The 13,424-nt window shown below is 34.8% G+C and carries 10 protein-coding genes; all 10 read left to right on the top strand.

Annotation, left to right across the window (positions count from 1 at the left end; all coding sequences use genetic code 11):
* Positions 1-656: 656 nt before the first annotated feature.
* The 10 genes from B8967_RS20530 (at position 657) to B8967_RS20485 (ending at position 13,421) form a co-directional block, all read left to right on the top strand.
* Positions 657-2,570, top strand: coding sequence for a polysaccharide biosynthesis protein (locus tag B8967_RS20530; RefSeq protein ID WP_084087627.1), 1,914 nt, complete (start codon positions 657-659; stop codon positions 2,568-2,570).
* A 240-nt stretch (positions 2,571-2,810) separates the two neighbouring features.
* The gene (locus B8967_RS20525) at positions 2,811-3,599 is read left to right on the top strand and encodes a polysaccharide biosynthesis/export family protein (RefSeq protein ID WP_047485952.1); all 789 of its coding nucleotides are present in this window, start codon (positions 2,811-2,813) and stop codon (positions 3,597-3,599) included.
* A 2-nt stretch (positions 3,600-3,601) separates the two neighbouring features.
* Positions 3,602-5,938 (top strand): GumC family protein, encoded by a 2,337-nt coding sequence (locus B8967_RS20520; RefSeq protein ID WP_084087625.1) that lies wholly within the window; start codon positions 3,602-3,604, stop codon positions 5,936-5,938.
* A 2-nt stretch (positions 5,939-5,940) separates the two neighbouring features.
* On the top strand, positions 5,941-6,909 hold the full coding sequence (locus B8967_RS20515; protein WP_047485939.1) for an SDR family oxidoreductase: 969 nt from the start codon (positions 5,941-5,943) through the stop codon (positions 6,907-6,909).
* Between the two features lie 21 nt (positions 6,910-6,930).
* Positions 6,931-8,223 (top strand): nucleotide sugar dehydrogenase, encoded by a 1,293-nt coding sequence (locus tag B8967_RS20510; RefSeq protein ID WP_084087623.1) that lies wholly within the window; start codon positions 6,931-6,933, stop codon positions 8,221-8,223.
* A gap of 173 nt (positions 8,224-8,396) precedes the next feature.
* Complete coding sequence (locus B8967_RS20505; RefSeq protein ID WP_084087621.1) at positions 8,397-9,872, top strand: oligosaccharide flippase family protein; 1,476 nt, start codon at positions 8,397-8,399, stop codon at positions 9,870-9,872.
* Positions 9,854-10,420, top strand: a complete 567-nt coding sequence (locus tag B8967_RS20500; protein WP_047485900.1) for an acyltransferase — start codon at positions 9,854-9,856, stop codon at positions 10,418-10,420. Before B8967_RS20505 ends, B8967_RS20500 begins: the two co-directional genes overlap by 19 nt.
* Entirely contained in the window at positions 10,404-11,507 is a 1,104-nt protein-coding gene (locus tag B8967_RS20495) for a polysaccharide pyruvyl transferase family protein (protein WP_047485897.1), read from the top strand. The genes B8967_RS20500 and B8967_RS20495 overlap by 17 nt, the downstream gene beginning before the upstream one ends.
* A gap of 1 nt (position 11,508) precedes the next feature.
* A complete protein-coding gene (locus tag B8967_RS20490; RefSeq protein WP_084087619.1) occupies positions 11,509-12,363 on the top strand; it encodes a glycosyltransferase family 2 protein in 855 nt (284 codons plus the stop codon).
* A complete protein-coding gene (locus tag B8967_RS20485; RefSeq protein WP_084087617.1) occupies positions 12,360-13,421 on the top strand; it encodes a right-handed parallel beta-helix repeat-containing protein in 1,062 nt (353 codons plus the stop codon). The genes B8967_RS20490 and B8967_RS20485 overlap by 4 nt, the downstream gene beginning before the upstream one ends.
* The last annotated feature ends 3 nt before the right edge of the window (positions 13,422-13,424 follow it).

Genomic DNA, 13,424 nt, shown 5'->3' with positions numbered 1-13,424 from the left:
AACATTATTGGAAAAACTTAAATAATATCTCTGGAGGGAGAATTGAGTGGCAAAAAATAGTTTGACAGATCTTACGTTATAATTTCCTGAACAAAATTGATTGTATAAAAAATTTTTTTGGGTGCCAAAATTCAGACAAATTGACCCAAGAAAATATCAAATTTGTTCTTTTAATTTTTTTTTAAGCTTTATTTAAGCTTCGTTTAATTTTTTTTGTTAAATAAGTAAATTGATTAAATCGTTTTTAATAAATGGTAAATTTTATTCATTATTAAATTATAATTTCTCTTATGAATTGTGAATAATTAAGTTTTCAAACTTGTGTGAATCTTAATAAAAGTTTTCAGAAAATAAAAAAAATGAAGTGTTGTTTTTATAGTGTTTTAGGTCGTTTACGTGGTTTTTTAGGTAAGATATGTCTACTTTTTTTAACATTTTTTTTAGAATTTTCAAAAATTTGTTAAATTTTTAAAATACTAAAAACATATATGATTCAGTTTAAAGTATATAGTTATTTTTTTATTTTTTTATGAACAAAAATTGATCTATGGTATTGAATATGTAAATAATAATTTGTTACATTTGCTTTGAAAAAAAAAGACACCAAATGTTGAATTAAATAAAGTTTTAATGCTTTTTAGTTCTATTTTTTTAATATGGGGAATGTTTTCAGGATCAAAGAGTTAAGGTATTTACCTAGATGGCTGGTTTTTTTTATTGATATTTCGATTTTTTCTTTTTCAATTTTAATTTCATATCTGTTCTTAAAAAACCTTCAGGTAAAGATTAATTTTATTGAATATTTCAATGAAAAGATTTTTGTGATTATTGGGATCAATATTTTCTTTATGTTTTTGTTCAAAACATATGCGGGAATTATAAGATACTCAACTTTTTTTGACTTCTTTAAAATTGTATGGGCTTCAGGTAGTACTCTTATCGTTCTGCTTGGGTTAAATTTTATATCAGAACTTATACTGGGGAAACCAGTGTACCTGTATCCTGTTCTTTTTTTGTTTTTCTTTATTTCTACTTTTCTGATGTTCTTTTTTAGAATGGTAACCAAGCAGCTTTTTAGAATGTTTAGGGATTCCAAGAAAGATCCATCTAAAATAAGAATTGCTGTTATAGGTGTAGAAGGTGAATCTGTATCATTAGCGAACGCTATTATTCATAATCCGGGTCATGCGTATCAGTTAGCGGGATTTCTTAGTGCCAGACCAGACTCTAAAAAAGCAATGTTGCTTGGACACAAGATTTATAATAAGCAGAGCCTTCTTAGAAATGATCATTGGGTAAGCCAGTTTGATGCGATTTTAATCAATGAAACAATGCCCAGACCTAAGATGGAAGATTGGACGGCTTTAGCATTAGATAAAGGATTGAAAATATTAAAGGCTCCAAGTGTCAACCACACGAAAGAGGAAGGTATTATTGGGGGAATTCGTCCTCTTCAGATTGAAGATTTATTAGACCGTGCACCGATAAAAATAGAAAGTGAAGAGGTGAAAAGCCGTCATTATAATAAAAGTATTCTGGTTACCGGTGGAGCAGGGTCTATTGGAAGTGAAATTGTAAGACAGGTTGCTCAGCTGGATTCATCACTTATTGTTGTTGTGGATCAGGCAGAATCACCTTTGCATGAACTGAAACTTGAATTGTTGGAAAGGTTTCCCAATCAAAAATTCAAGTTTGTGCTGGCGGATATTTCCAACCTTTACAGACTGGAAAAGCTATTTGAAGATTACCGATTTTCAATAGTTTATCACGCTGCAGCATACAAGCATGTTCCTTTGATAGAAGATAATCCACATGAAGCTATTTTTGTAAATATTGGAGGAACTAAAAACTTAGCGTTGTTATCCAGACAATATAATGTTGATCGTTTTGTGATGGTATCTACAGATAAGGCTGTGAACCCTACCAATGTAATGGGGGCTTCTAAAAGAGCTGCTGAGCTTTTTGTGCAGTCTTTACAAGATTCTTCGGATAATACAACCAAATTTATTACCACACGTTTTGGAAATGTACTGGGTTCTAATGGTTCTGTCATCCCGCATTTCAGAAAGCAAATTGAAAAGGGAGGCCCGGTTACCATTACCCATCCGGATATTATCCGCTATTTTATGACCATTCCTGAGGCTTGTGAATTGGTGCTTCAGGCAGGAACAATGGGGAATGGAGGAGAAATTTATGTTTTTGATATGGGGAAACCTATTAAAATTCTGGATCTGGCAAAAAGGATGATCAAATTGTCAGGATATACTCCGGATGTTGATATTAAAATTGATTTTATTGGTTTAAGACCCGGTGAAAAGCTATATGAAGAGCTCTTAACGGATAACTCTACTACTATTCCTACCCATCATGAGAAAATTATGATATCAAAAGATCCGGTGATGGAGTTTGAAGACATAGAAATTTTATGTAAACAGATTATGAGGTCGGCTATAAAAAAAGATGGGTTACAGGTTGTCAGGATTTTGAAGATCATTGTGCCGGAATTTATAAGTAACAATTCAGAATTTGAAATTTTAGATAAAACACCGGAATATGAAGTCTATCAGTAACATAGTGTAAAAAATATATAAATAACAAAAAAATAAGTAATTATTTTTGCTAAATTATCTTAATCGGAACGAAAATTGCATCGAGAAGAATTAATCTAAAAACAACATAATACATTAAAAATTTTCACAAAAAAGTGAGACTAATAATCATGTATTAAAATACGTATCACGCTCCAATTATAGTATAAACATAGATTCTAAATAAAATTGAGCGTTAACACCAATAGACTAAAAAAATATATGAAGAGAACTATTATTACGTATCTGGTACTGTTGTCGGTTACTTTGTTATCATGTAAGCCGAAACAAAATATGGTATACATGTCAAGGCATAATATGGAAGAAGAAGTTACCAAAGCAAAATTCCAGGGATTACACATCCAGGAAGGAGATGTTCTTCTGATTCTTGTAGCTGCACTTGATGAAACAGCTGTAAAACCCTTCAACCTTAATACGATAAATAAAGTAGGTAGTGAAGGAAATACCGGAATCAATCAATATGTACAGCCTAGTGAATATCTGGTAAATGAGGAAGGATATATATCTTTTCCGGTATTAGGCAATGTATATACTAAAGGAATGACTCAGATACAGCTAAAACAGGAGCTGGAATCACGCCTGAAGAGATATCTTACAGATCCAATGGTATCTATTACTCTGAAAAATTTTAATGTAAGCGTTTTGGGGGAAGTGAAAAATCCCGGACAGAAAGAAAGTGTTTCACAAAAGATTAATGTCTTTCAGGCATTGGGTCTTGCGGGAGATATGACCGATTATGGAGATCGTACGAATGTGAAGCTTATCCGTACCGGAGATGATGGAGTAGACCAGATCGTGAACGTTGATCTTAGCAGATCTGATATTGTAAATTCACCGTACTACTATATGAAGCAAAACGACATATTATATGTACAGCCGGATAAAAACAAACAGGTTCAGGCCAATACTAACCCGAACAGAGCTCTTACCTTCCAGATTATTGGTGCATTATTAACGGCAGGTACGCTTATTATTGCTTTAACACGATAGATATGCAGCAGATGGAATTTCAGCCAAAAGAAGAAAAATTTAATATTAAAAAGACTATTTCTAAATACCTTTACAAATGGCCGTGGTTTATTGCCTCTGTTTTGTTATTTGTAATAGGTGCTTATATTTACCTTAGATATAGTGTACCTCAATATCAGTCGAAAACGACTCTTAAATTTGATAAAAAACAAAATGACCTTTCCTCAGCTTTGTCTGATCTTAATAATCTCGGAATTGGTCTGGGAAATGCAGATGAACTGAAAAGTGAAGCTGCAGTAGTGAATTCACGACCGATACTCGTGCAGGTAGTTGAAAATCTTAATCTCAATGTTGAATATTTCAATGCCGGAGAATTTAAAGATTCGCAGCTGTTTACCAAAGCTCCTATAACTGCAAAAATATTAACTTATACTAAAGAAAAGTTTGTGTCCTCCGCTTATACCTTAACTGATATAAAGGGAGACCAGTTTACACTTCATGACCAAAAGAAAAAAGAAATTGTGGGGAAATTCAATATTCCTGTACAATTGGATTTTGGAACAGCAATATTTCAAAGAAATTCTTCTGCAGCCATTAAGTCAGAATACAAAATTATTTTTTGGAATCCTATTGAAAAAGTAAAAAAACTTGAAAAAACAGTACAGGTAAGTTTACCGGAAGAAAAGGCCATGCTGATGGAAATCAGCCTAATCGGATCTCTTCCTGAAAAGTCAGAGGCTATTCTTAATGAAGTGACGAAACAGTATAATCTGGACGGTCAGAGAGATAAAAACCTGCAGGCTCAGAATACTCAGGAGTTTATTGACAAAAGACTTGAGGTTATTACGAAGGATCTTTCGGGAGTAGAAAATCAGAAAGAAGATTTCCAAAACCGTAATAATATTGTTGATATACAGGCTCAGGCCGAATTGGCACTTCAAAACACAAGTGATAATACTAAAGCTCTTCTTCTTCAGCAGACACAGCTTGATCTTCTGAATTCTCTTACAGCAGAGGCTTCGAAAGGTAACAGTCAGCTTATGCCATCCAATTTAGGATTAAGCCCTTCATTGGAGCAATCGATTGCTCAGTATAATTCTCTTCTTATCAGCAGAAATAAAACTCTTAAACAGGCAACCAATGAAAACCCTGCGGTAATAGAAATGAACAGGGAGATTGCAGCTTTAAAAGATATAATCCGGGACAATATTCGTGAGCAGAAAGTAAGTGTACAGGCGGGGATTTCCCAACTACAGAATCAGATTACGACAAGCAAGACTGCGATAGAAAAGGTTCCGGGCCAATCTAAAATTTATAGAGGGATAGAGCGTCAGCAGAATCTTAAAGAACAGTTGTTTTTATTTCTTCTGCAAAAAAGAGAAGAAAATGCAATCAATCTATCAGTGAATGTACCGAAAGCTAAAATTGTGAATCCCGCATTTACTGAGGAAATTCCGGTTTTTCCTAAGAAAAATATTATCCTGTTAGGGGCATTTTTTCTGGGATTATTAATTCCTTTTGCCATTTTCTATTTACTGTTTATTTTGGATGATAAGATTTATTCAAGAGATGACATTAAAGAACGTTCCGGACTAGGGGTATTGGTTGATATACCTTCACTTAAAGATAGCGAAAACCACTTGGTGCAGAAGAACGACTTTACAGAGTTGGCAGAAGCCTTCAGGGTACTTGTTTCCAATCTTAAATTTGTTTTACCGGTAAAAGACTCAGCCAAAATAATTATGGTAACCTCTTCGGTAAAAGGGGAAGGAAAAACACTGGTGTCTGTAAATCTTGCTCTTACGCTAGCCAACAAAAACGGAAGAGGTCTTCTGATTGGTTCGGATATCCGTAACCCTCAGATCCAGCGTTATGACAGCGAACCTACTAAAAGAAAAGGTCTTACAGAGTATCTGTATGATGATTCAGTGAATGTAGATGAGCTTATCCACACATCCACAACCAATCCTTTCTGTGATGTCATATACGCAGGAGCTATTCCTCCGAATCCACAGGAGCTGCTTTCCAATGGAAGATACCAAAAACTTATTGAGCAGATGGCTTCTCAGTATGCATATATAGTTATAGATTCTGCACCACTTATGTTGGTTTCAGATACCCTTAGTATTGCGGATACAGCCGATGCCACACTTTATGTAGTGAGATCTGCAGTATCCAAAAATATCCTGATAGATTTTGCTAATGATCTGGTAAGAGACTCAAAATTGACTAATGTTTCTTTTGTAGTGAATGATGTTTCTAAACGTGCAGGAGGATATGGATATAATTATAGTTATGGGTATGGCTACAGCCAGACCAAGGATAAAAAAAGTTGGTTCAAAAAAATTTTTAAATCATAAAAATGTATAAAATTTTAATTACAGGGGGAGCTGGTTTTATTGGTTCTAACTTGACAGAGTATTTTTTAAATAAAGGATATGATGTGGTCTGCTTGGATAATTTTGCAACAGGACACCGTCATAATGTTGAGCCTTTTCTTAAAAACCCAAACTATAAGCTCATTGAAGGAGATATACGTGATTTGGAAGTTTGCCGGAAGGCAGTAGAAAATGTAGACTATATATTACACCAGGCAGCATTAGGTTCTGTGCCAAGATCAATTAAAGATCCTATTACAAGTAACGATGTTAATGTTTCAGGTTTTTTAAATATGCTGGTTGCAGCGCGTGATGCCAATGTGAAACGTTTTGTATATGCTGCTTCATCATCCACATATGGTGATTCTGCATCATTACCCAAAGTGGAAGATGTAATCGGAAGACCATTATCACCATACGCCATTACTAAATATGTAAATGAATTGTATGCTGATGTATTTGGAAAAACTTATGGAATGCAGTGTATCGGGTTAAGGTATTTCAATGTATTTGGAAGAAGACAAGACCCGAACGGAGCTTATGCCGCAGTGATTCCATTATTTGTAAAACAGCTGATCAACCACGAATCCCCTACAATTAATGGTACAGGAGATTATTCACGTGATTTTACTTATATCGATAATGTGATTCAGATGAATGAACGGGCGATGCTTACAGAAAATCCGGAAGCAGTGAATACGGTTTATAATACAGCCGTAGGAGACCGCACCACATTGAATGATTTAATTGGATACCTTAAAAAATATCTAAGTGAATTCGATGAGAAAATTGCTGAAGTGGAAGTGAACTATGGTCCGAACCGTGTAGGAGATATCCCACACTCATTAGCATCAGTTGAAAAAGCAGAAAAACTATTAGGATACCAGCCTACCCATACAATAGATAAGGGATTAAAAGAAGCTATTAGCTGGTATTGGGAAAATTTAAAATAAACAACTTTAAATCGAGTCTTTGTGGAAAAACAATATAAAATTGCCGTTATCGGATTAGGATACGTAGGTTTACCTTTAGCACGCTTATTTGCAACCCAATATCCGGTTGTAGGTTTCGATATCAATCAGAAAAGGATTGAGGAATTAAATACAGGGGTAGACAGTACTTTAGAAGTAGAAAATGAAGTATTAAAAGCTATATTAAAAAAAGAAAACCCTTTTGATCAGACTGCTGGAACAGGATTGTACTGTTCTGCTGACATTAAGGATATTCAGGATGCCAACATCTATATTGTGACGGTACCAACACCGGTAGATAAACATAATCGTCCTGACCTTACACCGCTATATAAGTCTTCAGAAACTGTAGCAAAGGTATTGTCGAAAGGAGATATTGTAATCTATGAATCTACTGTTTATCCAGGTGCTACTGAAGAAGAATGTATTCCTGTTCTTGAAAAGGTTTCAGGACTGAAGTTTAATCAGGATTTCTTTGCAGGATATTCTCCTGAGCGTATTAATCCGGGAGATAAAGAGCATACTGTAGAGAAAATATTAAAAGTTACTTCAGGTTCAACACCGGAAATAGGAAAGGTCGTAGATTCTTTATATAAATCTGTGATCGTTGCAGGTACCCATCTGGCTCCTACCATTAAGATTGCCGAAGCTGCCAAAGTGATTGAAAACTCACAGAGAGATATTAATATCGCGTTTGTGAATGAACTGGCAAAAATTTTCAACCTTTTAGAGATTGATACTCACGCAGTATTAGAAGCAGCAGGTACCAAATGGAACTTTTTACCTTTCAAACCGGGATTAGTAGGTGGTCACTGCATTGGAGTTGATCCTTATTACCTGGCACAGAAAGCACAGGAAAATGGATATCACCCTGAAATTATACTGGCAGGACGTCGTCTTAATGATTCTATGGGGCAGTATGTAGCTTCTCAGTTGGTAAAAACCATGATCAAAAAGAAGCTTAATATTAATGGTGCCAGAATTTTAAACCTGGGAATTACATTTAAAGAAAACTGTCCGGATGTACGTAATACCAAGGCGGTAGATGTTATTCAAGGGCTTGAAGATTATGCTTTACAGGTAACAACTTACGACCCATGGGCTAGCCCTGCTGAAGTGGAGCACGAATATGGTTTAAGCATTGTAAACGAAATTCCACAGGAAAAATACGATGGAATTATTCTTACTGTAGCACATGAGCAGTTCAAAGGCCTGAATTTGAAAAATTACTTAAAAGAGGACGGGGTGATCTTTGATGTGAAAGGAATCCTGGAGGAATGTGATTCAAGACTATAGAATACTAAGTACAAAACTGTAGCTAGTCTGCAGTTTTTGTAAAGGACGGTTTACCACTGTCATTAAAAAAATAACATTATTGAATGCCTTTGGCATTTTAGGAAAACCCGTTTTGATAATAGAACAATTGTAAATGAAACTATGAAGTTGAATTTAGGAAAAATAAAAATAATATGTTGGTAGCTTCCATAAAATCTAAATTATCCAAATCAGACTTCCTGAAGAAGTTGGTTTTCGGTACTTTTTGGATGACCTTCGGATCATTGATGTCACGGGGATTATTTTCCTTGGCTTCCATTGTATTGGCCAGGATTTTAACCGTTTCAGAATATGGTGAGTTTGGAATGATAAAATCAACAATAGATAATTTTCTCATTTTTGCTTCCTTAGGAATAGGCTTAACGGCTACTAAATATATTTCTGAGCTTAAAGATGAAGATAAAAGTGAAGCATCTTCCATGCTGGGGGCATCTTTATCATTGGTTGTAGCATTGAGTAGTATTGTCGCATTGATCATTGTATTGCTCTCTGGATTTATAGCAACTCATTTTCTGAACAACCAGCATTTGCAGGTTCCTTTGATGATTGGTGGTTTTACATTGATTTTTATTTCTCTAAACGGAACACAAATGGGAGCCTTATTAGGCTTTCAGGCTTATAAGAAAAATTCCACGGCTAATATACTTCAGGGACTGTTCCTGTTTCTGGGCTTAGTTATTGGAGGGTATTTTGGAGGAGTTACGGGAGCTTTACTGGGCAACCTGATCGGGATCTTTCTGGTATCTGCAGTATTACAGAAACTATTGGGGGATGAGAGCAAGAATCAGCAGGTCACAGTGAGTTTCAAAAACTGGAAGAAAAGTGTTAAGAAAATATACAAATTTGCTATACCTGCTTCTCTCAGTACAATTATTGTGGCACCTACGATTTGGTTTCTAAATACCCTGCTGGTTAACCAGCCCAATGGATATAAAGAACTAGGGTTGTATAGTGCTGTAATTATTTTCTCTACAGCCATTCAGATGTTCAACGGGGCGATAAGCAATGTCTTGCTGCCCATGTTTTTATCAAAATCGGAATCAAAGACTCCTAAAAAAGAGTTTTTTAATTATTTCGGATCATGGATTATTTCGATTATAATCTCTATTCCGTTCATCTTATTTCCAGAGATCGCTTCGGCTATTTTGGGTAAAAAATTTGATATCCATCAGATTGTCCCGATTTTGGGAATGTCTATTATCACCACACTTATTATTACAAACAGAGCGGGTGTTTCAAGAGACCTTATCATTAAGAATAAAATGTGGCTTAGTGTATTCAGTATGGGTCAGTGGGCTGTTACAAACCTTATTATTTTCTATTTCCTGAGACAATATGGGGCAATGGGCTTTGCTTTTTCCTATATGATTTCTTACATCATTAATTATATCATTTTTGTACCCTTTTTTATCTACAAAAAATTATCTCCACCGGTCATATTCTACAGCAAATGGAATATACTTTTATGGCTATTGCTGTTAGGCCTGGTATTTATAAATGTTCAGTTGTATAGTTTATTACTGATCAGAGTAATTGTTTCTGTCTTATTAGTAGTATCCATCTTATTCTCAATTTTTAAACTTTATAAAGAATGTTTGCAAAAATTATAAAATTATACTGGCGGTTAACCTGTGCCAAAACGGTAAAGGGAATAAAGGAAAGAGGGGAGAATGCTGTTGTTTCTTATCCTATTATCATCACAAAACCGGAGAAACTGCACTTGGGAAACAATGTGTATATCGGTCCTGATGCATGGATATCAACCTATGGTAAGGTGACTATAATGGATGGTACCATCATAGGGCCAAGATTAAAGATCTATACAGGGAATCATAACTATGATAGTGATACGCTACTACCCTATGATGAAGTTACAATTGCAAAGAATGTTGTCATAAAAGAAAATGTGTGGATTGGTGGCGATGTTACAATTTTACCGGGAATCACGATAGAAGAAGGAGCCATTATTGGAGCCTCTACAGTCGTTACAAAAGATGTTCCGAAGGGTGCAATCGTAGGAGGTAACCCGGGAAAGATTTTGAAGTATAGAGATTTGGAAAAATACGATATGCTGAAAAAGCAGGATAAGATTTATCTGAGAGAAAAAATGAAAACGAATTTAAAGATGGTGGTCAAGAATTATGAAAGCAATATTTAGTGGATATTACGGAGCAAAAAATTCAGGAGATGATGCTTTTGTAGAAGTTTCAGCGTGGGGAAGCAGGAAATACTGGCAATCTACAGAACAGTTGTTTTTTGCAGGAGAGCTGCCACAGATTTCAACGCCGGCGGAGCATTATTTTGCCCACAAGAATTACTTAAGCTTCGGCAAAGCAGTAAAAGATATTGTGTTAAGTGATGTTTTTGTTTCAGCTGGAGGATCAACCTTTCATTCGGCATTGAAAAAAACAGATCTGAGAACCTATGCAAAATTGAAAAAAAGCTTGGGATGTAAAGGAAAAACAGGTGCTATAGGAATCTCTTTAGGTCCATTTGTAAATAAAGGGGCAGAAGAGAATACTAAAGAATATTTAAAGACTCTGGATTTCCTGGCATTAAGAGATGATAAATCATATGAGCAGGCGCTGAGTTATAATTTACCTTATCAGCCTGTAAGAGCTTTTGATTTAGCAGCACTTCTTCCTGAGATTTATAATTTCGACCAGCATACCAGGGAAATTTCCGAAGACTTACCTATTGTGGGAATAAGTGTTTGTAATTACGAATCATACATTAATGGAGATATTAGTAAAGAATTAACGAGAAATGAATTTATATTAAATTTAATTCAACAATTAAGGAAACATAACAATATTATGTTCCGCTTTTTCGTTTTTAATGGAAACTCTGTAATGGGTGACGAAAAGCTCACCCAGGAAATGATTGGGAATCTTAATAAAGATGGAAAACTGAAATATGAGATCGTTCCTTATCAGCCAAAAGTTCAGGACACTTTTGATCGAATCGCTGAGTGCAGCGTAGTTATTTCAACAAGGCTACATGCAAGTATTTTTGCGTGCTATAGTAATACACCTTTCTTTTTATTGGAATATCATCGCAAGTGTACCGATTTCTTGAATGATGTAGGGCAGGCGCAAAACTATAGGCTATTGGATGGAAATGTGGATGCAGAATTGATTGTTACCGAAATTGAGAATATTATATTTAAAAAACAGATCCTTGTACCGGGTAATATTAAAGAAACAATACAAAGAGCCCGTTTAAATTTTACGGCAACTTATTAACATGATTACTGTAATAATACCATTATATAACAAGGAGAAAAGTATTCTGGATACGGTGTATTCAGTTTTGAATCAGACCTATAAGGATTTTGAACTGCTTATCATCAACGATGGCTCAAAAGATAACAGCTTGAAGGTGGTGCAAAGCATATCAGATCCCAGAGTAGCGATCATAGACAAACCTAATGGAGGGGTTTCATCTGCAAGGAATGCAGGGATATTGAATGCTAAGAATGAATATTTGGCCTTTTTGGACGGAGATGATATATGGCATCCCGAGCATCTGAAGATTTTGTCGGCTTCTCTTTCTCAGCTGGATAACGAGACGGTAGGAGGTGTTGGAACTTCTTTTTACAAATCAAATGTTAAAGAATTTGATGAGTCAAAATTTAAAGAGGAAAAGCCTGAAATAATAAAAGATTATTTTGATTTTATGTCTTCCCCTGTTTCTCGTTTTAACTCATCAACATTATTAGTTAAAAAGACGAAAGTTCTGAAGACAGGTCTGTTTGATGAAAATCTTAGCTATGGTGAGGATGTTGAATTTTGGTATAGACTGTTTTCTGATTATGCATTGATCTATAACAAAACTATTACAACGATCTACTTTGTAGGGGCAGAAAACAGGAGTGCACACTATGTGATGCCATTGAATAAAAGATTTCATCTGTTTGATTATAAAAATAAAACAGCCTCAGAAAAGAAATACCTGGATAAGTTGGTAGCCTTAATTCTGGTTGATTATTTCAGTCAAAAGGCGTATAAACAGGTTTTATTTATTGCCAAAATGTATTTTGGAAGATTATTTGGCGCATTTGGTTATCTATTTAATATAATAAAAAAGAAAATGAAATGAAGAAGCTTTTAATAGTATCGCTGATTTTTACATGTACCTTATTTATTTTTGGACAGACTAAATATCTGGACTTAACAACGGTTTTGCCTAAAGGATATGTGACAAATGCAACTGTAGATTACACACTGGTTCTACAGAAAGCGATCAATGACAACGGAGACGTCTTATTTCCTGACTTTCCCGTACTGATTAATGATAATGGGCTTAAATTAAAAAGTAACTGTACCTATAAATTTCAGGCCAATTCTAAACTTATTCTGAAAACATCAGTAAAACCCGGATATAGCCTGTTGGATTGTAACAGCAAGGAAAATATTACCATCCTTAATCCTGTATTGGTGGGAGATAAAAAAACACATGTGGGTACAAAAGGAGAATGGGGCTTCGGAATCAGCATACGCGGTTCTAAAAATATAAGGGTAGAGAATGCTAAAATTTATGATTGCTTCGGTGATGGGATCTACATTGGACAGCTGAATAATAAAATTTCAGATCAAATTGTGATTTTAAATTCATTGGTATCAAACAGCAGAAGAAATGGTCTCTCTATAACATCAGGAACCAATATTAAAATCTCCAACAGTAAGTTTCTGAATTCCTCAGGTAAAGGGCCTTCCAGTGGAATAGATATAGAACCCAATAGCTCTCAGGATGAGCTGAAAGGAATTGTTCTGGAAAATGTTTTTACAGGAGGTAATGAAAACTGGGGATTGCTGCTTAACCTTGTTAATCTCAGAAAAGATAACTCCCTGAATAAGGATATTTCAATAACTATTAATAATTTTTCGGATAGTAAATCAAAATACGGAATGTCTTTCTGGTTAAACAGAAAAAACAATTATTCGAAAAATATCAGCGGAAATATTGTTCTGAATAATATCAGTCTTTATAATAATACCGCGGAGCCTATCAAATATTATGATACAAATGACAATACCATTAACCTATCTGTCAATAATCTATCGGTAGACTCTAAAAGCTATGATAAACTGGAAAGTAGTGTTCAAAGTTATAAGAAAGACAATAGAATACAATTTAAACAACTGAAATCTAAGTAATTA

Source organism: Chryseobacterium sp. YR221 (assembly GCF_900176315.1).
Classification (GTDB): Bacteria; Bacteroidota; Bacteroidia; order Flavobacteriales; family Weeksellaceae; genus Chryseobacterium; species Chryseobacterium rhizosphaerae.
Note: the sequence above shows the minus strand (reverse complement) of the source record. Positions and strands in the feature narration are given on the sequence as shown.